This is a genomic window from Novosphingobium sp. (assembly GCF_031424035.1).
Classification (GTDB): domain Bacteria; phylum Pseudomonadota; class Alphaproteobacteria; order Sphingomonadales; family Sphingomonadaceae; genus Novosphingobium.
Genome location: NZ_JANPGP010000073.1, coordinates 19,037 through 41,068, shown reverse-complemented (window position 1 = coordinate 41,068; position 22,032 = coordinate 19,037). Strand labels below are relative to the sequence as shown.

30 protein-coding genes are annotated in these 22,032 nt (G+C 60.4%); 21 read left to right on the top strand and 9 right to left on the bottom strand.

What is annotated here, in order from left to right; all coding sequences use genetic code 11:
- Nucleotides 1-9: 9 nt before the first annotated feature.
- The 8 genes from RMO89_RS20485 to RMO89_RS11320 form a co-directional block, all read right to left on the bottom strand.
- Nucleotides 10-297, bottom strand: coding sequence for an excisionase family DNA-binding protein (locus RMO89_RS20485; RefSeq protein ID WP_409035543.1), 288 nt, complete (start codon nucleotides 295-297; stop codon nucleotides 10-12).
- Nucleotides 298-433: 136 nt separating this feature from the next.
- A complete protein-coding gene (locus RMO89_RS11350) occupies nucleotides 434-583 on the bottom strand; it encodes a hypothetical protein (RefSeq protein ID WP_310533185.1) in 150 nt (49 codons plus the stop codon).
- Nucleotides 580-705, bottom strand: coding sequence for a hypothetical protein (locus RMO89_RS11345; RefSeq protein ID WP_310533184.1), 126 nt, complete (start codon nucleotides 703-705; stop codon nucleotides 580-582). Before RMO89_RS11345 ends, RMO89_RS11350 begins: the two co-directional genes overlap by 4 nt.
- A complete protein-coding gene (locus RMO89_RS11340) occupies nucleotides 702-911 on the bottom strand; it encodes a hypothetical protein (RefSeq protein WP_310533183.1) in 210 nt (69 codons plus the stop codon). Before RMO89_RS11340 ends, RMO89_RS11345 begins: the two co-directional genes overlap by 4 nt.
- Entirely contained in the window at nucleotides 908-1,147 is a 240-nt protein-coding gene (locus RMO89_RS11335; protein WP_310533182.1) for a hypothetical protein, read from the bottom strand. The genes RMO89_RS11340 and RMO89_RS11335 overlap by 4 nt, the downstream gene beginning before the upstream one ends.
- Nucleotides 1,144-1,341, bottom strand: a complete 198-nt coding sequence (locus RMO89_RS11330; protein ID WP_310533180.1) for a hypothetical protein — start codon at nucleotides 1,339-1,341, stop codon at nucleotides 1,144-1,146. Before RMO89_RS11330 ends, RMO89_RS11335 begins: the two co-directional genes overlap by 4 nt.
- Before the next feature lie 227 nt (nucleotides 1,342-1,568).
- Entirely contained in the window at nucleotides 1,569-1,856 is a 288-nt protein-coding gene (locus RMO89_RS11325) for a hypothetical protein (protein ID WP_310533178.1), read from the bottom strand.
- Between the two features lie 235 nt (nucleotides 1,857-2,091).
- On the bottom strand, nucleotides 2,092-2,421 hold the full coding sequence (locus tag RMO89_RS11320) for a helix-turn-helix transcriptional regulator (RefSeq protein WP_310533176.1): 330 nt from the start codon (nucleotides 2,419-2,421) through the stop codon (nucleotides 2,092-2,094).
- A gap of 94 nt (nucleotides 2,422-2,515) precedes the next feature.
- On the opposite strand from RMO89_RS11320, the gene RMO89_RS11315 reads away from it, so the two are divergent.
- From RMO89_RS11315 to RMO89_RS11245, 15 genes are all read left to right on the top strand, one after another.
- Nucleotides 2,516-2,755, top strand: coding sequence for a hypothetical protein (locus RMO89_RS11315; protein ID WP_310533175.1), 240 nt, complete (start codon nucleotides 2,516-2,518; stop codon nucleotides 2,753-2,755).
- 69 nt (nucleotides 2,756-2,824) lie between these two features.
- Complete coding sequence (locus RMO89_RS11310) at nucleotides 2,825-3,298, top strand: XRE family transcriptional regulator (protein ID WP_310533173.1); 474 nt, start codon at nucleotides 2,825-2,827, stop codon at nucleotides 3,296-3,298.
- Nucleotides 3,295-4,206, top strand: a complete 912-nt coding sequence (locus tag RMO89_RS11305; RefSeq protein ID WP_310533172.1) for a DUF1064 domain-containing protein — start codon at nucleotides 3,295-3,297, stop codon at nucleotides 4,204-4,206. The genes RMO89_RS11310 and RMO89_RS11305 overlap by 4 nt, the downstream gene beginning before the upstream one ends.
- 125 nt (nucleotides 4,207-4,331) lie before the next feature.
- Nucleotides 4,332-4,787: a hypothetical protein gene (locus tag RMO89_RS11300; RefSeq protein ID WP_310533171.1), complete on the top strand. Its 456-nt coding sequence runs from the start codon at nucleotides 4,332-4,334 to the stop codon at nucleotides 4,785-4,787.
- The gene (locus RMO89_RS11295; RefSeq protein ID WP_310533170.1) at nucleotides 4,787-5,578 is read left to right on the top strand and encodes an ATP-binding protein; all 792 of its coding nucleotides are present in this window, start codon (nucleotides 4,787-4,789) and stop codon (nucleotides 5,576-5,578) included. The genes RMO89_RS11300 and RMO89_RS11295 overlap by 1 nt, the downstream gene beginning before the upstream one ends.
- Nucleotides 5,579-5,606: 28 nt before the next feature.
- Entirely contained in the window at nucleotides 5,607-6,134 is a 528-nt protein-coding gene (locus tag RMO89_RS11290; protein WP_310533169.1) for a DUF669 domain-containing protein, read from the top strand.
- 88 nt (nucleotides 6,135-6,222) lie between these two features.
- On the top strand, nucleotides 6,223-7,182 hold the full coding sequence (locus tag RMO89_RS11285; protein ID WP_310533168.1) for a hypothetical protein: 960 nt from the start codon (nucleotides 6,223-6,225) through the stop codon (nucleotides 7,180-7,182).
- Between the two features lie 30 nt (nucleotides 7,183-7,212).
- Nucleotides 7,213-8,304, top strand: a complete 1,092-nt coding sequence (dnaN, locus tag RMO89_RS11280) for a DNA polymerase III subunit beta (protein WP_310533167.1) — start codon at nucleotides 7,213-7,215, stop codon at nucleotides 8,302-8,304.
- Nucleotides 8,301-8,630 (top strand): hypothetical protein, encoded by a 330-nt coding sequence (locus RMO89_RS11275; protein WP_310533166.1) that lies wholly within the window; start codon nucleotides 8,301-8,303, stop codon nucleotides 8,628-8,630. The genes dnaN and RMO89_RS11275 overlap by 4 nt, the downstream gene beginning before the upstream one ends.
- A gap of 2 nt (nucleotides 8,631-8,632) precedes the next feature.
- Entirely contained in the window at nucleotides 8,633-10,021 is a 1,389-nt protein-coding gene (locus RMO89_RS11270) for a DEAD/DEAH box helicase (protein ID WP_310533165.1), read from the top strand.
- Entirely contained in the window at nucleotides 10,021-10,992 is a 972-nt protein-coding gene (locus RMO89_RS11265; protein WP_310533164.1) for a DNA methyltransferase, read from the top strand. Before RMO89_RS11270 ends, RMO89_RS11265 begins: the two co-directional genes overlap by 1 nt.
- A 1-nt stretch (nucleotide 10,993) precedes the next feature.
- On the top strand, nucleotides 10,994-12,604 hold the full coding sequence (locus tag RMO89_RS11260) for a DEAD/DEAH box helicase family protein (protein ID WP_310533163.1): 1,611 nt from the start codon (nucleotides 10,994-10,996) through the stop codon (nucleotides 12,602-12,604).
- Nucleotides 12,601-13,143 carry a helix-turn-helix domain-containing protein gene (locus RMO89_RS11255; RefSeq protein WP_310533162.1) on the top strand — a complete coding sequence of 181 codons (543 nt, stop codon included), beginning with the start codon at nucleotides 12,601-12,603 and terminating at the stop codon, nucleotides 13,141-13,143. Before RMO89_RS11260 ends, RMO89_RS11255 begins: the two co-directional genes overlap by 4 nt.
- Complete coding sequence (locus RMO89_RS11250; protein ID WP_310533160.1) at nucleotides 13,140-13,499, top strand: DUF6511 domain-containing protein; 360 nt, start codon at nucleotides 13,140-13,142, stop codon at nucleotides 13,497-13,499. The genes RMO89_RS11255 and RMO89_RS11250 overlap by 4 nt, the downstream gene beginning before the upstream one ends.
- A gap of 36 nt (nucleotides 13,500-13,535) precedes the next feature.
- Nucleotides 13,536-13,883, top strand: a complete 348-nt coding sequence (locus RMO89_RS11245) for an HNH endonuclease signature motif containing protein (protein WP_310533158.1) — start codon at nucleotides 13,536-13,538, stop codon at nucleotides 13,881-13,883.
- Between the two features lie 56 nt (nucleotides 13,884-13,939).
- Here RMO89_RS11245 and RMO89_RS11240 read toward each other — a convergent pair whose 3' ends face one another.
- On the bottom strand, nucleotides 13,940-14,149 hold the full coding sequence (locus tag RMO89_RS11240) for a hypothetical protein (RefSeq protein WP_310533157.1): 210 nt from the start codon (nucleotides 14,147-14,149) through the stop codon (nucleotides 13,940-13,942).
- Between RMO89_RS11240 and RMO89_RS11235 the strand changes: the two genes are divergently transcribed.
- The 6 genes from RMO89_RS11235 to RMO89_RS11210 all read left to right on the top strand — a co-directional run bounded on the left by RMO89_RS11235 (nucleotide 14,126) and on the right by RMO89_RS11210 (nucleotide 21,993).
- Nucleotides 14,126-16,255, top strand: coding sequence for a DUF3987 domain-containing protein (locus RMO89_RS11235; RefSeq protein ID WP_310533156.1), 2,130 nt, complete (start codon nucleotides 14,126-14,128; stop codon nucleotides 16,253-16,255). The two genes, RMO89_RS11240 and RMO89_RS11235, sit on opposite strands and share 24 nt — an antisense overlap.
- A 343-nt stretch (nucleotides 16,256-16,598) precedes the next feature.
- Nucleotides 16,599-17,159 carry a hypothetical protein gene (locus RMO89_RS11230; protein ID WP_310533154.1) on the top strand — a complete coding sequence of 187 codons (561 nt, stop codon included), beginning with the start codon at nucleotides 16,599-16,601 and terminating at the stop codon, nucleotides 17,157-17,159.
- A gap of 295 nt (nucleotides 17,160-17,454) precedes the next feature.
- Nucleotides 17,455-17,787 carry a hypothetical protein gene (locus RMO89_RS11225; RefSeq protein ID WP_310533152.1) on the top strand — a complete coding sequence of 111 codons (333 nt, stop codon included), beginning with the start codon at nucleotides 17,455-17,457 and terminating at the stop codon, nucleotides 17,785-17,787.
- Nucleotides 17,784-19,232: a phage terminase large subunit gene (terL, locus tag RMO89_RS11220; RefSeq protein ID WP_310533151.1), complete on the top strand. Its 1,449-nt coding sequence runs from the start codon at nucleotides 17,784-17,786 to the stop codon at nucleotides 19,230-19,232. The genes RMO89_RS11225 and terL overlap by 4 nt, the downstream gene beginning before the upstream one ends.
- Before the next feature lie 41 nt (nucleotides 19,233-19,273).
- Complete coding sequence (locus tag RMO89_RS11215; RefSeq protein ID WP_310533149.1) at nucleotides 19,274-21,169, top strand: anti-CBASS protein Acb1 family protein; 1,896 nt, start codon at nucleotides 19,274-19,276, stop codon at nucleotides 21,167-21,169.
- Nucleotides 21,169-21,993: a phage minor head protein gene (locus tag RMO89_RS11210; RefSeq protein WP_310533148.1), complete on the top strand. Its 825-nt coding sequence runs from the start codon at nucleotides 21,169-21,171 to the stop codon at nucleotides 21,991-21,993. The genes RMO89_RS11215 and RMO89_RS11210 overlap by 1 nt, the downstream gene beginning before the upstream one ends.
- Nucleotides 21,994-22,032: the final 39 nt, after the last annotated feature.

The window sequence follows — 22,032 nt, the reverse complement described above, 5'->3', positions numbered from 1 at the left end:
CAGGCTTGGTCAGCCGTTGCCATAGTTCACGGGCGATAGCTTCGGCCCGCCCCCTATCTGCCGTGCCAGTCGAAATTCGGCGCGGCCTTCCATTGTCTCGGAAGGTGAGGGCGAGTTTTCCTCGGTGCAAGGTGAGGGTGTATTCTGGCACTCGTACCGTTCAACCTCTGCCGCTGGGATGCGAATCAGTTTGCCAAGCCGAAAGCCTGCAAGTTCGCCGGCGCGGTACATAAGCCGGACCTTCTCGGAGCTGCAACCCCAACGGTCTGCCAGCGTCTCGGGTGAGTAGGGCTTCATCACTTCCCCCCCTCCCTAACCCTGCGCCACTTCTCCCTAACCCCGGCCATGTACTGCTCATCCCGGCGCTTGTGCAGGAACCGCATGAACTCGGTGTCTGGTGGGGCGAGCGGCTGCGTGTAGGCGGATTGGTGGGTCATGAGTTTGCGGCCGGGGTCTTGTTAGGTTCCCCGGCCTCCCTGTTGTGGATTTCACGCTCGCGCAGATTGGCGCGGCGGATCATGAGGCCGACGAAGGCGGCATTGATGGCCAGCCATGCGATCAGGATGATTGCCGGCGCGGTCACTTCGCACCTCCCGAATTCGGGCAGGTTTGCGCGGCCTCGCACTGGACGATGCCAGCCATGACGCGATCGCCCATGTAGAGGGCCACGGCGAACAGCGGGACGATAAGCCAACGGGCCTTCACTTCGCACCGCCGATCATCGCGCGAACATCGTTCACCATGTCATGCGTTGCAGCGACGATCTTCCGGCCAATCTCGGCATCGTGGGCAATCGACTGGTTAACCGCCGCCATGCGTTCATCCATGGCGCGATTGTGCGCGGCCCAATCGAACGGATGGGCGGCAATGTTTTTGAAGCAAGCGGCCTCGGTGCGGGCGGCGCTGCTCATGCGAGTTCTCCCGCGATTTCCGGAGTCCGCTTTTTGCCCATATTGTTGATGGCGAGGCGGATAGCGGCCTTAGTCGTCGGGCCTGCCCCAAAGGCATAGCCGGGGCCGTGCCACACTTCATCGTCATGCCATTGCAGGAGGACTTCATAGCCCGTTCCCTGATGCATCGATACGCGAACATCACACAGGGCGTGGGCCTGAATGATGTTGTTGAGCGAGGTGTCGAGCGCGCTCATGCTGCCACCTGCAAAGCCGGAGCCGATGCCCAGTCGCCGCAGCTATTGCGCGAATAAACGATCTCGTTCGGCGTGGTATAGGTGAGGTTCTTGAGGCCGCGCAGGGCAGGAATGCCGCCCATCGCGCAAGGGCCGGAGAGCCGATCAGGGGTCAGATAGTGCGAGCAAGTGGCGCAGGATTTGGGAGTGGACATTGCAGGCTCCAGATCGTTTGTCTGGAGCTAGGTATTCACAATCTGTGATAGAACGTCAAGCGGTTTTTATCACAGTTTGTGATTTGATATGATAAGAGAACGAATCGACACGTCACAGTTTGGCGCGCCCGGATCGTGTAGGAAACTAAAAATGGATCAAGTCAGCATCACTGACCGCCCGGATGCAGGGCGGACATCAAAAATCGAAGGCTTTATAGGCGATGGTGTTATCCGGCCCTTAGGCGGCGGTATTCAGATGCCATATGCTGCGCCGAGCCCAGCATCATGGCGAGCGTATTTTCGGCAGATTGGGCGATCGATTGCAAATCTTCCGCGTCGATGACGCCTTGCTTCAAGGACCGTTGTTGACCCAAAAAGCTGGCAACAACGGCATCGGCATCATCCTCACGCAGGCCAGCTAGGTGATGCGCCAGAAGAAACGACAGAACATCCTGAATAGCTACCAATCGCCCAGCGATGTCGTTCTCAACTTCGTGAGCGGACAAATGAGCCATCTCTAAAATTCCCCATCTTTATCCAGTCGGGCTTGATACATGCAGGAGCATTGGTCCGGATGGGGACATTCTGGAAACGGCGGAACGGGCGCGAATGCGGCATTGAATCGCTGGCCATCTATGGCAGCGGCGCGAGGACATGGGCCTGCCGCCATATTAGAGGCGTGAAATTCCGCCCAAAGGTCGAGAGCGGCCATATTGGCGAGGTCGCGACGGACGGCATCACTCGGTGATGTCATCCAGTCGTGCCATCACGTTCCGCCAGGAGCTTGGCGATCTCAACAATCTTCGCTTTGTCGCGGTTACTGACTGTAGCCCATATCTCGATCAAATCGCGGTCAAGGTCGCGCGGATCATATTGGGCGAGCATGCCGACATTGGTGTCTAACGCTGGCGCAAGTCTGCGAAGCCATTTCAGCGATAAGCTGCGCTCTCCGCTTTCCAGATAGCCGATCATGTTTGAGTTGGTGTTGACCGCATCCGCGAGATCGGCCTGCGTCAAATCGCGGAATTCCCGCCACGCCTTAAGATGGTTCGGCCCACCGTTTTTGTCGTCTCCAGCCATAGTCACAGTATGCGACAATGCGGAAACATCTTCGACGCACAGATTGTGATGTTTTCTGCTTGACTGTAATATCACAATCTGTGACTTACAAAGCATGGAACACCCAATCAAAGCATCCGAAGTGGCATCTAAGGCTAACATCAGCCCTTCCTATGCCAGCATGATCTTGGGAGGCTCGCGGACGCCGCCGCGTCCGCTGGCAATCCACATATTCCGCACGACCGGCTGGCGGCATGAAATCATTGCCGACCTGACCGACGCGCAGATCGAAGTGTTCGAAAGCGTCGAGCCTTGGGTGCCGGTTGCTGACCGCGATGAAGGCCGAGCGGCATGATGACCCTGCCGCTTCGCTATGGTGGTTCCATTTCCGCCTCCTGTGACTGTGTTTTCCATGGTGGCCAAAATGACTGATCGCCCCATCAATGTCTTGCTGCCTATGGCTATGCCGACGCAAAAGGCTTTGCGCGATGCGGTGGCCAACATCATCCGCGCAATTCAGCTTGACCGCGATCTCTGCGATGAGGCCATGGCCGATGCTCTGGGAATATCGGTCGGCACTGTCCGCAATGCGCGAAACAAGAAAACCGATCTCAATGCCGTCACCATTGCCCGCATCGGCGCGCGGTTCGGTCTTGACCATCTGAACCCCTATGCGGCGCTTTATGGTGCGCGCAACTCGCCACTTGAGACAGTCGATATCGATGCGCTGCCAAGTCTGTCCGGTGCGGTTCACCGCCTCGCTGTGGCGCAATCGCCATCAAGCACCGGCGGCATTGCTTTGCACCATAGCGAGTTGCTCGAAATGTTGCCGGACCTTCGCACGGCAAGCGCGGCGATCAACGCTCTGATCGCCCGTGCCGAGAGGATCGCCGCGTGAGCGCGTCAAACGAATCCATTATCGCTGCCTATGAGCAGACCGGCAACGTCCACAAGGCGGCGATTATTGTCGGTGTGGCACATTCGACTGTCCATAGGCGATTGGTGAAATTGGGGCTGAACAAGTCCAATCCGATTTTCACCGATGCTGAACTCAATCAAATTCGAGATGAATATTGCGGTTATGCCGATATCGGAAAGTTGGACGAATTTGCCGAGTTGATGGGGCGGCACAAGACAACGCTATGCAGCGCTGCAAGGCGTCTCGGCCTAACAGATCAATCGCGTAAGCGCCCCTATTTCTCTGAAAGCAGCTCAATTCGAATGCGGGAACGCATTGCAACTCGCGGCCATAATCGCGGCGCGCTCGGGCTGCGTCATTCGGACGAGACGAAAGCTACGATCTCCCAAAAATCCCGCGCGATGTGGGCCGGCATGACTGCCGATGAAAGGTCCGCACTCACCATGAGCGGCATGAAAACCAAGGTCGAAAAATACGGCACCCTGGCACCTGTCCGCACACGCGGATCATGGAAGGCAGGATGGCGAGAAGTAGGCGGACGGCGCTGCTTTTTTCGGTCCCGATGGGAAGCCAATTACGCTCGATACCTTCAGCTCGTGAAGGACAAGGGCCTGATCGAAGATTGGGAACATGAGCCGCAAACATTCTGGTTTGAAGCCATCAAACGAGGTGTCCGCAGCTACCTTCCCGATTTTCGCGTCACAGAAATGGACGGCGAAACAACCTTCCATGAAGTGAAGGGATGGATGGATCAGCGAAGTCGGACAACCATCAGCCGCTTTCGGAAATATTATCCAGAGCATCGTCTGATCGTGATCGAAAAACGAGATTACGAAGAAATCCAATTCGATGTTCGCCGGGAAATTCCTGACTGGGAGCCCGGATAACGAGATCAGGAGAGATGGCGTCACCCGCGAGGGCCGCACGGAATTCAGATCGCCGCGTCAACATCTCTCCCCCTGACTTCCCTTTGACGAAAAGCTGAAACCCTGACTGACGAAAGGATTCTGAAATGACTATTGACGAACTGGCCGACGCCTCTCCCGGCGTTCTCGACAAGCTGCCCATTGCTGTGCTTGCCAACCTGCAGAACGAAGCCGACCGCCATCTGGCGAGCGCGCAGCAGATGCAGGCCATCCTGCACGGCGTTCTCGTCCGGCGCTATGCCGCCGGCCTGAACGACACCGGAACCCATCACCGCACCGATGGCGACTTCGATATCAAGGTGACGGTCCCCAAGACTGTCTCATGGGATCAGCCGCGCCTTGCCAGCGCAATCGCCACCATTCGCGACGAATGGGAAGGCGATCCGGCGGAATATGTCGAGACGAAACTGTCCATCATGGAACGCAAGTTCGACGCATGGCCCGCGCCCATCCGCGATCTGTTCGCCCCGGCGCGCACGGTCAAGGCCGGCAAGCCGAAGATCGAAATCGCCCTGCGCGACGAAAAGCGGGAGGCGGCATAATGGCAATCTCACTCGCCAGCCTCAACCGGCTGTCCGCCCCCAAGCCCCCGCGCATCGTGATCTATGGCCCGCATGGCATCGGCAAGAATACCTTTGCCGGTTCAGCGCCCAATCCCGTGCTGATCAATATCGAGGATGGCCACCCGTCCGGCATGGTGATCGATGCCTTCCCCAAGGCCGAGATCTTCAAGGACATTATGGACGCCATGGAAGCGCTCTACAGCGAAGATCACGACTTCGAGACGCTGATCATCGACAGCCTCGATTGGCTTGAACCGCTCGTCTGGGCGGAAACCATCCGCCGTAATAACGAGGCCAACCCCTCGAAGCCGTGGCAGTCGATCGAAGATGCCGGTTACGGCAAGGGCTATGTCGCCACGCTCGATGTCTGGCGCGACTATCTCGAAGCGATCAACGCGCTCCGCAATGACAAGGGCATGGCGATCATTCAGACCGCCCATGCCGAGGTCAAGCGGTTCGATAGCCCGGAAACCGAGCCGTTTGATCGTTACCAGATCAAGCTCGACAAGCGCGCGTCTGCCCTGATCCAGGAGCATGCCGACATGGTGCTTTTCGCCAACTTCAAGACCAGCGTCACCAAGACGGACGTGGGCATGAAGAAGGTGGCGCGCGGCGTCGGGGCCGGCACCCGCGCCCTCTACACCGAGGAGCGCCCCGCGTTCCTTGCCAAGAACCGGCACAATCTCCCGCCCGAACTTCCGCTGTCATGGCAGGCACTTTCCGATGCCGTGACCAGCGCAAGCGCCGAAGCCATCAAGGCAGCGGCATAACCCCTGACTGACATAAAGGATTTTTGATATGGCATTTCTCGGAGGCACTTTCGACGCAACCGCAGTCGAGCCGCAGGGCGACTTCACGCCCATCGCACCCGGCGAATACAAGGTGCAGATCACCTCTTCGGAGATGGTCGATAACAGCGCCAAGACCGGATCCATGCTCAAGCTGGAACTGGAAATCATCGAAGGCGAAAGCGCCGGGCGCAAGGTCTATGACCGGCTGAACCTCGACAACCCGAACGACAAGGCAGTCGAGATCGCGCAGCGCACCCTCTCGGCCATCTGTCACGCCGTGGGCAAGCTCTCGGTCGCTGACAGCGTGGAATTGCACATGCTGCCGATGATCGCCGTGGTGAAGGTTGAACCGGGCCGGACGCACAACGGCAAGGACTATGGGCCATCGAACGGCATCAAGACCTATAAGGCACTGGGCAATGGCGCGGTGGCTACGGGCGGCGGTTTCAAGCCTGGCGCTGCGTCCAACCCGGCACCTGCGGCGGATGCCCCGGCGGCGGGCAAGGCGAGCCCGTGGAAGCGGCAAGCCGCCTAGGCCCCAACCTCGCAAGGTAAAGGAGCGGCGGTCAGTTGGACCCTTCCGCCGCTCCACCTTCCCTGACTGACGAATCAAAGGAGTAGGCATGGCCCTGCTACCAGACTTCTGTTGCCCAACGCTAGATGCCGCTGACCGTGCGCTTGCGGATGGGCAGGAGCGCCGCCGGCGTGCCTATCTCGGCATGTCTGCCATCGGCGGGGCATGCGAGCGCGCGCTGTGGTATGGCTTCCGCTGGGCCGGACAGCCCGCATTCGATGCCGCCACGCTCAAGCGCTTCGCCGATGGCCATGCCAGCGAGGCAGTCGCAATCGACCGGCTGCGCGGCGTCCCGGGCATCGATCTTCACGATCTTGACGAAGATGGCGAGCAATTCGGCTTCAAGGATCTCGGTGGGCATTTCTCCGGCCATATGGACGGGGTCGCACTTGGCCTGATCCAAGCGCCAAAGACGTGGCACGTTGTCGAGATCAAGGCCTCCGAAAAGTGGCAGGACCTGGACAAGGCACGGCGCAAGGTCGGCGAAAAGCATGCGCTGGCCGAGTGGAATGCGACCTATTACGCGCAGGGCGTCCTCTACATGGATTACGCCGGTATCGACCGGCACTATCTGGTCTGCGTCTCACCCGGCGCGCGGCGGTGGACTGCCGTTCGCACCGATGCCGACCCCGTCCATGCCCTTGTGCTGCGCGGCAAGGCCGAGCGCATCATTTTCACCGATCACGCGCCGAACCGCATCGGCGGGCCAGAAAGCTTCGCCTGCAAGTGGTGCGACTGGTTTGCCATCTGCCAAGAAGGCGCGGGCGTCGACCGCAACTGCCGGACATGCCTGCATAGCGAGCCGCTGCGCGAGGGTGATGCGTCGTGGCGCTGCGCCAGTTTCGGCCATGAACTCTCCCGCGCCGATCAGGATGCCGGATGCCCCTCGCACCGCTTCCTGCCTGATCTCGTCCCCGGTGAGCAGATCGACGCTGCACCGCACGGCGTGACCTATCGAATGACCGACGGCTCGACGTGGATCGATGCTGGCCCCTCCCAAACCAACTGAATCCCTGACTGACGAAAAGGAACCTACCCGATGAAATTCTCGATTGAAGCAAAGGTGCTGGCCAAGGCCATGAAAAGCGCCGCTGCCGTGGTGCAAGGCACGGCAATCCTGCCCATCTGCGCCAACGTCCGGCTTGTCGCCAGCGGCACCGAACTGGAGATCACGACTTGCGATCTTGAAACCGAATTCCGCCAGAAGCTGACCCTCGCCACCAAGGGCGAAGGCGAGATCACGGTGGACGCCAAGCGCCTCTCGCAACTCGCCAGCGCTGCCGGTGCCGATGCCGTCCTGAACCTATCTCTCAAGGATGGGCGCGTGACCGTTACCGCTGGCCGGTCGCGCTGGGTCTTGCCAACCCTGCCGGCGCAGGACTTCCCAACCCTGCCAATCGACAAGCTGGGCAAGCCGCTCGAAGTGCCGGGTGCGGAACTGGCCGCCGCCATCCGCCGGGTCGAATGGTCGATCTATGATGGTTCGGCGCAGATGCACCTTGCCGGCATCTTCCTGCATGCCAACGATGGCAAGGTCCGCATGGCCACGGCAAACGGAAATGCGCTGGCCATCGCCACGATTGACCGGGACATGCCCAAGGGCGCGGTTGACGCCATGCTCGCATCGAAGTTTGCCAGTTTGCTTGCCGGTCTGATCGATGGCGAGGAACTGCCGGTCAAGCTGGCATGGGATGATCGCAAGATCAGGGCCGAGATTGGCGACATGACCCTGACGGGCAAGCTGATCGAATCGCAATTCGTCGACTATCGCCGCGTCATTCCCGAACCCGGCATCCCCGCTGTGATCGAACCCGATAGCGTGGCCGAAGCGCTGCGCCGGGTGCGCGTGATCGCGGACGACAAGAGCCGCTGCGTCAAGATCGAACGGGCGCGGGATTGCATCACCCTTTCGGCCACCGATGGCGGGGCCGGTGCGTCGAGCGAGGAACTGCCGGCTGATTGCGCCGAAGGCGAGCCGAGCGGCATCAATGGGCAATATCTGGCCGCGCTGCTCGCTGCCATCGGCGGGGATAGCATCGAGATGCACCAGGCCGATCCCAAAGCGCCGTTCCTGTTCCGCCGCGTCGTCGATGACGGCGCAATGGCCATTGTCATGCCGATGCGCGTTTGAGCGCGAACCCAAGGGGAAATCCAATGCCACTTCATGAACGAGAAGCCGATATGATGTTCGATCTTTTCAAGGCGGTATTCGCCAGCGATATCGAAGCGGCCCGAGCGCAACTCGAATTGATGCGCGCATGCGGCTTGCACTCCACCGCCATCATGCGCGCCCGTGTCGCCGTGTTGCCGCGGCTGATCGACAACGAACTGTCCAAGCCAATCATCCTGCCGCAGCCGGGTGCCGATCCGAATACGCTTTTCGGCGGACCCAAGGAACGCCAGCGGTTCGGCGCGGTCAAGATCAAGCGCGCTCACAAGCCAGTGAAGGCGGCATGACCATGGACGCCTATCAGACATTCCTCGCCCGCAAGGCAGTAACCGACCCCATGACCGGGCTGGCCAACGTGCCGGACCTTCCTGCCGCCATGTTCCCGCATCAGAGCGACATCACGGCATGGGCGCTCCGCCGTGGACGCGCCGCGCTCTTTGCTGGCACCGGCCTTGGCAAGTCGCTCATGGAACTGGCGTGGGCAGATGCCATCGTGCGCGAAACCGGCAAGCGCATCCTGCATCTTGCCCCGCTCGCCGTCTCGCAACAAATGGCGCGCGAGGCGCTGAAATTCGGAATTGACGCGCGCATCGTTGCCACTGGCGATGAGTGCGGCCCCGGCATCAACATCACGAACTATCAGAAGCTCGATCACTTCGATGTCGCCAGCTTCGGCGGGGTCATTCTCGACGAAAGCAGCATCCTCAAGAACGTCGACGGGCATTACCGCTCCCGCCTGATCGAAGCCTGCCACACGATCCCGTTCCGCCTTGCGGCCACGGCCACCCCCGCGCCGAATGACTTCATGGAGCTGGGCAACCATGCCGAGTTCCTTGGCATTATGAAATATACCGACATGCTCGCCACGTTCTTTACGCACGACGGCGGCGACACGCAGAAGTGGCGATTGAAGGGCCATGCCGAAAACGAATTCTGGAAGTGGATGGCATCGTGGGCAGTCATGCTCCGCAAGCCGTCCGATCTCGGCTATCCCAACGATGGCTATGACCTTCCACCGCTGAACTACATCCAGCACACGGTAAAAGCCGAGGATGGCCCCGACTTCGAGACGGGCATGCTTTTCCCCATGCAGGCCGAGACGTTGCAGGAGCGCATTGCTGCACGCCGTTCAACCGTTGCCGACAGGTGCGCGATGGCAATCAGCGTGACGCCAGCCGACCGCCCCTTCGTGTGGTGGACGAACTTGAACAGCGAGGCCGAGATGCTCGCCAAGGGCATCCCCGGAGCGGCCAATCTGCATGGCGGATTGAAGGACGCCGAGAAGGAACGGATCATCGCAGACTTCCTGTCCGGTGAGATCAGGGTGCTGGTCAGCAAGCCGGGCATCTGCGGCTTTGGTCTGAACTTCCAGCACTGCGCCGATACCGGCTTCGTCGGTCTGAACGACAGCTTCGAGCAATTCTATCAGGCCGTCCGCCGTTTCTGGCGCTTTGGCCAGACCAAGCCCGTCAACTGCCATATCATCGCGTCGGAACTCGAAGGTGCAACCGTCGCCAATATCCGCCGCAAGGAAGCGGATGCCGACCGCATGGCCGCATCGATGGTCATGCACATGGCCGATCTCTCCAGCCAGGCCGTGCGCGGCATGGTGCGCGACACGCCCGCATATAATCCCACTCTCCCCGTTCAACTCCCCTCGTTTCTGGAGGCCGCATAATGCCCAATTCATTCGTCCCCGACGTGAAATGCGTCGATCAGGTCATCACCGATGACTATGCCATCTACCAAGGCGATAGCTGCGATGTCATCCGGGCCATCCCCGGCGACAGCATCGGCTTTGGCGTCCACTCGCCGCCCTTCGAAGGGCTTTACAAGTTCAGCAACTATGACCGCGACATCTCGAACAATGAAGGCCCCGGTTTCTGGGAGCATTATTCGTTCCTGATCTCCGAATTGCTGCGCGTCACCATGCCGGGCCGGTGTCACTCTGTTCACGTCATGCAACTGCCCATGTCCAAAATCCGGCACGGGCATATCGGTATGCGCGACTTTCGCGGCGAGGTTATCCGCGCCTATGAGGATGCCGGATGGATCTTCCATAGCGAGGTCTGCATATGGAAAGACCCCGTCGTTGCCCAGCAGCGCACGAAGTCGATCCGGCTCCTGCATAAGCAAATTGTCAAGGACAGCACAATCAGCGGGCAGGGCCTCGCTGATTACATCGTCACCTTCCGCAAGCCCGGCGAGAACCCGGAACCCGTCTCCGGTTGCTTCGATGAATGGCACGGCGAGGGCGATGGGCCGGACCCCGCCAAGTTCACGACGCCGACCGATGGGCGCAACTGGTATTCGATCGAAGTCTGGCAGCGATACGCTTCGCCAGTCTGGACCGACATCAACCAGACCCGCACTCTGCAATATCGCGGTGGACGCGATGCCAAGGATGAACAGCATATCTCGCCGCTCCAGCTCGACGTGATCGAGCGGTGCATCGATCTATGGAGCAACCCCGGCGATAGCGTCCTGACCCCGTTTCTCGGCATCGGCAGCGAGGTCTATTGCGCGGTCAAGATGGGCCGCAAGGGCATCGGCTGCGAACTCAAGCCCAGCTACTTCGCCCAAGCCAAGCGCAATATGGAAAAGGCATCTGCCGAAGCCGAGGCCATGTTCACGGGCGAGGCAGCGTGAGATGGCAATCCAGCTTCGCCCCTATCAGGAGCAATGCCTCGCCGACCTTTGGCAATGGTTTTGCGACAAGACCGGCAACCCGCTGGCCGTCCTGCCGACCGGCGCAGGCAAGTCACTGGTCATTGCCGAGTGGTGCAAATTCGTTTTCGAGACAGACCCCGGCGCTGGCATCCTTGTCCTTACCCACGTCCGCGAGCTTGTGGCGCAAAACGCCGCCGAGCTTGCAGGGCTATGGCCGGAAGCGCCTTGGGGCATCTATTCCGCTGGCCTGAACCGGCGGGACATCACCGCGCCACTGATGTTCGCATCTATCCAGTCGATCCATAAAAAGGCGTTCAAAATCCCGCGCCGGATCGATATGGTGCTGGTGGACGAAGCGCACCTGATCCCGCGCACATCCGATACCATGTATGGCAAGTTCCTTGCCGACCTCAAAGTCATCAACCCCTCACTAAAGATCATCGGCCTCACCGCCACGCCCTTCCGGCTCGACAGTGGCCGGCTCGACGAAGGTCAAGGCGCGATGTTTGACGGCATCGCCCATGACAGCAACGTGCGCGACCTGATCGATGATGGCTATCTCTGCCCGCCTGTCAGCTTCCGCCAATCTGCCCAGATCGATACGACCGGCATCGGGTCGCGCGGCGGCGAATTCATCGCGGCCCAGATCGAAGCCAATGCGATGGAGCCGGACGTTATCGACGCCATCGCCAACCGCATTTGCGAGGCAGGACGCGACCGCAAGGGATGGCTGATCTTCGGATGCACGGTGAAGCACTGCGAGGCATTGGCCGAGGCACTCAATGCGCGCGGCCATGCCGGGCGCGGCGTATTCGGCGACACAGATCAAAGTGAGGGCAAGGGGACGCGCGACAGGACGATTGCCGACTTCAAGGCGGGGCGGCTCCGCTTCCTTGTCTCGCAAGGCGTCCTGACAACCGGCTTCAATGCCCGCCACGTCGATATGATCGCGCTCGCCAGGCCGACCAAATCCACCGGATTATACATTCAAATGGTGGGCCGAGGCACCCGCCTATCTCCAGAAACGGACAAGGCCGACTGCCTTATTCTCGACTTTGGCGGCAACATCGCGCGCCACGGCCCCTTCGATGATCCGTTCATCCCGGAAAAGAGAGGCAAGGGCGAAGGGGCGGCACCGTTCAAGGAATGCCCAGAGTGCGAGTGCGCCTGCGGCACAATGACCCGGCAATGCCCATCATGCGGCTATGAATTTCCGCCGCCCGAGCGCGTCGTCGATATCCGCCCTGCCGAAAAGCCCATCCTCTCTGTCGAACCCGAATGGCTGGACGTGGCCGATGTCTCCTACCGCGCCCACTCCAAGGCCGGATCGCCCGATAGCATGGTCGCACTCTACCGCATCGGCATGACCTATCAGCGCGAATGGGTCTGCTTCAACCATACCGGCTACGCGCGCACGAAAGCTGAAAGCTGGTGGCTGCGCCGCGCACCCGCGCCCGTCCCGCGCACCGTGGAAGAAGCGATTGCCCGCGCGGGCGAGGTCACCGCCCCTTCGCATATCCGCGTCCGCCGCAACGGCAAATATGACGAAATCATCGCATTCAAATTCGAGCCAGAAAGGCAAGTCGCATGACCGAAGAACACGAAGAAATTACGCCAGAAGAGATCGCGCCAAGAATATCGACCCGGCAACTGATCGCCTATGTCGCCGTGCTTTGCGAGATCAGCCCCAGCGACGTGACGGGCAAGGCCCGATTCCGGCATCTGGTTTCCGCCCGTGCCATCATCTCCAAAATCCTGCGCGATCAAGGGAACCTGAGTTACCCGCAAATCGGCCGGCGGATTGGCGGGCGCGATCATTCGACCATCATCAATGCAGTTCGGCTATTCGATATCATGATTGATCGCGACCCCGACATGGCCGAGCAATACCGGATGGCGAGCGAATACTACGCCAGCGGCTTCCGCCCCGCGCAGATCATGATCCCCGTCACCATCCGGGCCAAGCAAACGCCGGTTATCGAAGTCGCATCGCAAAGGCCGCGCCAGCGCGCCCGCAATGACTTCCGGTGCCGTGATGGCGAGCCAGATCAGGCGCACCGCTTCCATGCCGAGATCGCCGCCGCCAACATCGCATTCGTCGATGCGCTGCACCGCGCCCAAGCCATATGAGCCGCCGCAGCGACAAGCCCGGCACCCTATCGCCGCTGGCATGCTTTTGCGGGCGATCCCCGCGCGGCTTCTATTTCATCGATCCCGAAGCCCATGAACCGCCAGCCGTGCCGTGCTGCTCCATGGCTTGTCTCGACACCTCTTTCCGCATGAAAGGACAACCCATGCGCCTCAATCCGACCGAAACCAAAGCCGTATACAATGCCAGCCCCGCCGTGGGCGAATATCTCGAAACGATGGGCAAGACCGATCTTGCCGACATGACCGAGGCCGAATGGCTCGGCTTCCTTGGCCACGCCTTCAACTGCATCGCCGGCGAAGTGAGCGCGATCGTCAAAGACGAATGCCCGTTCTGACCTATGGTTGCGCTTGTTCGGTCAAAGCCGCGCCCCATGGTCCGGCAACTCTATGACGCGCAGCGCGGCATTTGCGCCAGTTGTGGCAAGAAGATGCCGCCGCTTGGTGATCTCGCATTGCTGCATCTGGTTCCGTCGATCGATCACGTCGATCCTCGATCAAAGGGCGGCGGCAATCATATGGGCAACATGATCCTGATGCATGCCAAGTGCAATTCGGTGAAGGGCGACAGACCCGCCAATGGATGCGAGCGCATCTATCATGATCTCGTCCTGTCAGTCATCGGCATGCACCCCGCCGATCGTAAATGGCAGGACGCGCCCGTTCCGAACCCCGCCATGGCCGACGCCCTGCAATCAATCCTCTCATTCATCCCAAGGTAACCCCAATGGCATCGCCCCTTGCCTTCGATCCCGCCATCGCGGCCACGCTGTTCAAATCACTCGACCAGATCCACCTCGTCTATATCCACCCCAACGGCATCGGTGTCCACGGGCGCGACTTCGGCACCGATTGCGAGGAGGCACTGGCCGCATGCGCCAAAGCCAATGCCGATGGCTATAACATCTACTGGACCGTCAACCGCGTGGCCCAGCATCTCCACGCCAAGCCGGCCAAGCACAACATGCGCGCCGCGCGCTTCATTCATGTCGATATCGACCCGCCCAAGTCCGGCGGCGCATTCGACAAACCCGCCATCGCCGCTGCCATGCTCGATATCGACGCCCCGCCCAGCTTCATCATCGATAGCGGGGGCGGACTGCAGGCCTTCTGGCGGCTCGACGGCCTGGCCGAGAACCTTGCCGCGATCGAGGGCATCAACATGCAGGTGCGCGACTATTTCGAAGCCGATGCATGCCAGAATATCGACAGGCTCATGCGCGTCCCCGGCTCGGTCAACTGGCCAGACAAGAAAAAGCAGATGCGCGGGCGCGTTCCCCGCCTCGCCACCTTCATCAGCGAGGATGACGGCACGGTCTATGCGCCCGAAGAACTGGCGGCATCATTTCCGCCCGCCAAGCCCAGCGCCGCAAACGCGCCTACCCTCGCCGCCGTCAACGTGCCAGCCAATATCACGCTGATCACCTGCGATGATCTGGGACTATCCGCACTCGACCCCATCCGCATCGCCATTGAACAGCCTCCCGGCCATGATCGCAGCGGCGACGGACTGGCTGCTGCCCGCATCATGGCCAATGCCGGCCACGCAGACGCGCAAATCATCGGCGCGCTACTCAACCCCGCCAACCCCGTCGCCGCCCACTTCCTTGCCCAGCGCAGTCCGCTCCGCGCCGCATCGCGCGCTATCCAGCTCGTCCGCGCCGATGGGCCGGGCGAAGGCGAGACGCTCCACGCCCCCGCCATGTCACAAGAGGACTGGGATCGCTTCGTCGCCAACTGCAAGGCCAAGGTCAACCGGGCCATGGTCCCGGCCCAGTTGCGGGAGCCGGATCCGGATGAGGATATAATTGCCACGCCGCGCATCGGCGTTCCTGCTTGGCGGCGCGACCTAGGTGATGGAGCGATGGCACAATTCATCGATCATGTGACTTCAACAGCCCCGTCGCCCCAGCCATGGCTTACCCTAGGCGCAGCACTTCCCATGTTCGGTGCCGCCGCCGGACGCCGCTACGCCGGGCCAACCAACCTGCGTACCAACATCTACTCCATCGGCATCGCGCGCAGCGGAGGGGGCAAAGACAGGCCACTCAGCGCAAGTATCGATCTTATGATAGCCGCCGGTCTCGCCAATCATGTTGGCAGCTCTAAAATCGCATCAGGGTCCGGCCTGATCACGGCAGTCACCCGCAACCCATCCATATATTTCCCGATCGATGAAATCGGTTTCCTGATCGCCGCTGCAGCCAACAAAAACAAGGCACCCAAGCACATCGTCGAGATCATGGAAATCCTGACCGAATTCTACCCAAGATCAAATGGGCGGTTTCTCGGCACTGCCTATGCCAATGACAAAGAGCGGCCACGCGAGGTCATCGAGCAACCTAATCTATGCCTATTTGGCGTCACCACGCCCCGCGTATTCTGGGGAGCATTATCAAGTGCCAATATGGAAGATGGATCGCTCGCCAGAATGCTAATTTTTGAAACTGATAACGACTATCCCGACCTGCAACACAATCTCATTCCAAAACCAATTCCCGACAATCTCATTGAAGTGGTGAAAGCCATCTCAGATGGTGCCGATGGCCATAACCCTTTTCCGATGGGCCAGGGATCAGCCATCGTCCCCAAGCCATACACAGTGCCATATGCTAACGCCGAAGCGGCAGCATTGCTGATCGAGATGCGGAATGAGCAGGTTGATATGAACCGCAGAAACGAAAACGATATCGTTTCCGGTGTGATTGCCCGCCTCGCTGAAAATACCGCCAAGGTCGCATTGGTAAAAGCCATTACCGAAAATCCGCAATCCCCAACCATCTCCGTCGCGGATCTGGAATGGGGCATGGAAATCGCACGAAAATCCGTGGAGAGCCTAATCAAGGCAGCACGGGAAACCGTCGCGGACAGCGAACATGAAACCATGGTCAAACGCGTCATGAAAGTCATCGCAGACGCAGGAAGCGCCGGCATCGACGGAACATCACTCAGCCGCAAAACCCAGTTCATTGATCGCCGAAAGCGCGGGGACATCATTGCAGGCCTGATCGAAGCCGGCATGATCCGAGCGATGAAAATGCCAAAGCCGACTACCGGCGGGCCGGACAAGTTCGTCTATTTCGACATCGCATAGGCGGCACACTTCAAACTCAAGCGATAATTCAAGCCATTCTTCAAGCCCCGAAAGCCGCAGGAAACTGCGGCTTTTTGGCATAGTTCAATACTTCAAGCGTTTCCCTAATATATAGGGGGGAGGGAGTAGGTTTAGGATATATCTATATATATATTGAATTATTGAGTTATCCCCTCAAACCCGCATTAATCAGCCATTTTTGAGACTTGAAGAATGCTTGAAGAATGATGAAGTGAATTGAGTTTAGCACATAGCTGCCAATTCTCCCCAGCCCACTTGCCCCAGCGCCCTGACGGCGGTAACAAGATCACGACGCGACGATCCCGGAAAAGGGGATCATCTCTTGAACGCCATCACTGAAATCATGCCAGCCACGCAGGCAGATAGCCTCGCGTTGATCCTGCCCGACGATTGCCCCTATCCCCAATGGCTGGCCACGGGACGCAGCCTTGCCAACCAGAAACGCAATATCGATTGGCTGATCGGCGATTGGCTCGCATTCGGACGGGCACACTACCCCGAGCAAATCGAAATGGCGCTGGCAGAGCTTGGCGAGGACCCGAAGCGCGTCAAACGCATCGAGGCCACGGTCAGGGCGTTCCCATCCCATATGCGCGATGCCAGCCTGTCATTCGATCACCACGCCCATGTCGCCGACATGCCCCGGCAAGAGGCCCTGCCGCTGATCAAGGCCGCGCACGATGCCCACTGGACCGCACGGCAAATGCGGGTCGAAGCCATGCTCCGCAAACTGGACATCGGGCAGAACCTGCCACGCGACGATGATCCGGCCCATGATGCGCTGCTATCCCTGTCGCGGGCATGGAACCGCGCACCCGTCACCGTCCGACAGGAATTCGCCGACATGATCGCCGAAAGCCATCTCGAAGTGATCGACGTATGATCGTCCGCACCATCCCCGCTCCCCCGCCCGAGTTCGCCAGCGAGTTTGCAAAGGGCGGTTGGCGGCGCGTCGAGAGGCTGTATGGCGCGCGGACAGACCTCATTCGCAAATGGGTCGAAATAACCGGCGCAGACAAGCTCAGGGCCGAAAGTAGGGCTAGGCGGTATGTGATGGGCCGGACTTTGAAGGGATCGACGACGTGACGGGCAAGGTGAAACGAGGGGGTGGCAGACCCACAATTCGGACACCTCGCGCGCGCGAAACATTCCTCATGCAGCTTGCCGAGAACTGCAATGTGAGCGATGCCGCGCGGGTTGCAGGCATTGGCCGATCAACCGCCTATGACTGGCGCGCGGATGATCCTGAATTTGCCAAGGCATGGGATGATGCTGAGCAGGAAGCTGCCGACAAGCTTGAGGCTGAGGCATGGAGGCGCGCAACGGTCGACAAATCCGACCGGATGCTGGAAATCCTGCTGAAGGCACACCGGCCCGACAAGTTCGTCGAGAAGCGCCTGATCGGCTCTGATCCGGCTCATCCCCTCCCGCCGGCGATCTCGATTGACGCTCGCCAGCTTTCGACCGAGGCGCTGCGCGAGGTGACCAAGGCGCTGCAAGCCAAGTCGTGAACGCGATCAACCTCACCCATGCTGATATCCTCGCCTGTGAACGCGAGCTTGGCCGCCGCAATCTCGCCGACTTCGCCCGCATGGCATGGCCAACACTTGAGCCTGCCGCCGAATTGAAATGGGGGTGGGCGCTGGATAGCATCTGCGATCACCTTGAGGCGGTAAGCGCGGGCCAATCCAAGCGGATGTTGATGAACGTGCCGCCGGGTTCGATGAAGTCGCTGCTGACCGGCGTGATCCTGCCAGCATGGGAGTGGATCGAACGGCCTGAACTGCGGTTCCTTGGCACGGCACACAAGCAAGACCTCGCCGTCCGCGACAACATGAAGTGCCGCAGGCTGATCCAGTCCGAATGGTATCAAACCCGATGGCCGATTGCGCTGACCAGCGACCAGAACGCCAAGACCAAGTTCGAAAACAGCGCGACCGGCTTTCGTGAGGCAATGGCCTTCACCAGCATGACCGGCTCGCGTGGTGACCGGGTTGTTCTCGATGATCCGCATTCGGTGGACGATGCCAATAGCCCGGTGAAGCTATACGGGGATATCCTGACGTTCCGGGAGGCCCTGCCAAGCCGCGTGAACAACGACGAAAGCGCGATCATCATCATCATGCAGCGGCTGAACGAGGCAGATGTGTCGGCGGTTGCGATCGATCTCGGTTATGATCACCTGTGCATACCCATGCGCTACGAGGAAGGGCGCTCCAAGTGGGTTACAGGCGCAGGCGACCCTCGCACCACCGATGGTGAATTGATGTTCCCTGAGCGCTTCCCGGATGCTCAGGTGGCTGAACTGGAGCGCACCATGGGCGCTTATGCCACCGCAGGCCAGCTTCAGCAGCGTCCAGCCCCGCGTGATGGTGGCCTGTTCAAGTCTTCATGGTTTTGCACCGTTGCTGCCATGCCATCCGACATCAAGCGCACTGTCCGCGCATGGGATTTGGCCGCGACTGCCAAAAGCACGAGTAACAATCCCGACTGGACCGCTGGCGTGATTATGTCAGCACTTACCGATGGCACGTTCCTGATCCACGGTTGCCGCCGCTTCCAAGGATCGCCGATGGAAGTCGAAACATCACTGATCCAGCAAACGACAATCGACGGAACAGGCGTGACTGTCCGCCTCGCGCAAGACCCCGGACAAGCGGGAAAGGCGCAGGCTGAAATGCTTGTCCGCAAGCTGGCGGGTTATCCGGTGAAGGTCGAGAGACCAACCGGCGACAAGGCTACGCGCGCATCTCCGCTCGCCGCACAGGCCGAGGCTGGCAACATCAAGATACTGGTCACCGGCGATCCGGCGCGTGATGCATGGGTGCAGCCGTTCCTCGACGAGCTTTGTATGTTCCCCGCTGGCGCAAATGACGACCAGGTCGACGCCGCCGCCGATGCTTTCAGTGAGTTGGCGCTTGGCCGGACCTACCGCTACTCCCTCGACGCCCTCTGACGGCGGTAACGAACGACCCCGCCAAATAGGACAAGCACCCCATGGGCAAGGTTCTGCAACTCTTCGACGGGCTTATCAACGCCATGTCCGGCACCGGCACGGCGAAGGATGCGCGGTCCTATAACCAGCACCAAGCCGTTGCCCTGACGCAATACCAGATCGACGCGGCCTATCGCGGGTCCGGCCTGATGCGGAAAATCATTCAGATCCCCGCCATGGACGCGGTGCGCGAGTGGCGCGACTGGAAGCTTGAAGCCGACCAGATCACCCTGATCGAAGCTGAGGAAAAGCGCCTTGCCATCCGCCAGAAGGTGCGACAGGCCGAAGTGCTGCGCGGACTTGGCGGCGGCGCGCTCATCCTTGGACTGCCCGGCAATCCCGATCAGCCCGCCCCCGCTGCCGCCAAAGGCTCGCTCGCCTACGTCCATGTCGTCTCACGCTGGCATCTGACATTCGACGCATTGCAGGACGATGCGCGACTGCCCGGCTATGGCGAGCCGGCCATGTGGGCGATGCAGGCCGGCACTGGCCCCGTCAAAATCCACCCGTCGCGCGTCATCCCCTTCCGCGCCGATACCAGCGCCAGCCTCGCAATGCCTGCCACAAGCCCCGCAGACGCCTTCTGGGGCGAAAGCACGGTCGCGCAGGTGCTTGACGCGGTGCAGGACAGCGACATGGCCCGTAGCGCCTTTGCTGCCATGCTGCACAAGGCCCGACTGACCCGCATCGGCATCCCAGACCTGATGGGCATCGCTGCTACCCCCGGCGGCGAGGCATCGCTGCAAAAGCGCATGCAGGCGGTGGCGATTGCCGAGTCGATCCATAACGCGACGATTTACAACGCTGGCGACCCTGAGACGGGCAAGGGCGGCGAGACGATCACCGACGCCACCTATTCGTTCGCCGGTGCCAAGGACATGATCAACGCCTATGCCGAGTTCGTCTCGGCGATCAGCGATATTCCCGCCACCCGCCTGCTTGGCCGCGCGCCTGAGGGGATGAATTCGAGCGGTGACTCGCAGCAGAAGGACTGGAAAAAGCTCGTCCGCGCGAGGCAGGAACTGGACATCGGCCCATGCATTCAACGCCTTGACGAATACCTTGTGCCATCGGCCTTGGGCATGACGCCGGATGGCCAGTGGTTTGACTGGGCACCGCTTGACACACCCGATCAGAAAGAGACGGCGGAACGGTTCAAGCTTCATGCTGAGGCGCTGAACGTGATCGCCAACATGGGCATCATGCCGGAACGCGCGCTCGCCAAGGGCGCTCAGTCGCTGCTGATCGATGAAGGATATATGCCCGAACTTGAGGCGGCGCTGGCAGAGATTCCAGACGATGAGCGTTTCGGCATTGAGCCTGCGAACGACCCGCAACTTGAGGAGGGAGGTGATCCAGCATCTACCGGCATGGGCGGCGACCCCGAACCGCCGCCCATCCGTGCCAAGGTTGCCGCGAATGACGCCGCCCCGCGCAGCCTCTACGTCCGGCGTGACCTGATCAACGGGCAGGAATTCATCGCGTGGGCCAAGTCGCAGGGCTTCGAGACGACGCTTGATGCCGGCGATTTGCACGTCACCATCGCCTATTCGCGCCAAGCCATCGACTGGATGAAGGTCGAGAGCGGTTGGGATAGCGAGGATGGGACCCTGACCGTTCCACCGGGCGGCGCGCGCATTGTCGAGCCTCTTGGTGACAAGGGCGCAGTCGTCCTGCTGTTCACCTCGTCAACGCTTTCGTGGCGGCATGAGAACATCATCCGCGCTGGGGCCAGCCATGACTTCGATCAATATCAGCCGCACGTGACCATTTCATACAAAACGCCCGAGGGTCTGGACTTGTCCAAGGTCGAGCCTTTCCGGGGCAAACTGATCTTTGGGCCTGAGGTCTTCGAAGAGCTTGACGCGGACTGGACTGGCAAGATCGAAGAAAGCTGATGCGCTACGATTTGAAGGCCATGGTCCGCCGCAAGGGCAACACCCGCCGCAAGTCCATCACCTTCCGCACGATCACCCCGCCCGCGATCTACGCATCCGACCTGTTCGCGCAAGCCTATGCCCCCATTCTCAAACTATGGGAGCAAGCTGCGACCGACCTGATCGCGCAATATGAGCGATCCCTGCGCGAAATGACGACAGATAGCCCGTCACAAGTCAGCGTGATCCTGTCCGCCGTGGAGAACGAGGCAGGGCGGCTGATGATCACCCTTCGCATCCGGCTTGAGGCGTGGGCTGCACGTATCGAACGCTGGCAACGTGGGCGATGGGCCGGCGCGGTCAAGACTGCCACCGGGCTCGACATCTCCGACCTGATTGGCCCGCGTGACATGCGGGAGCCCATTGCCATGGTGGTGGAACGCAACGTCGGGCTGATCAAGTCCGTCTCCGACCAGGCGAGGCAGCGCATTGGTGAGGCGGTATTCGCCGGACTGAACAAGCGGGCTGCGGCTCGGGATGTTGCGGCGGACATTCGGGCAGCGGTGGCCATGGGGCGGCGGCGGTCATTGGGGATTGCGAGTGATCAATTGACCAAGATGAACAGCTCGCTTGCGGCGGAACGGCGGCGCGAGGCTGGGCTGGATACGTGGGAGTGGGTTCACTCTGGCAAGCTTCATCCGCGCGAAGAACATAGGGCGCGCAATGGTAAGCGGTATAGCGATGATCCGGCTGACAATGCTCCCCCGCCTGAGGATAGGCCCGGAGAGCTTCCTTTTTGCGGATGCACCGAACGCGCCGTGCTGGACCTTGAGAGCGAATTCTGATCGCTCTTGACGGCGGTAACAGCATCCCGCTTTCCAAAA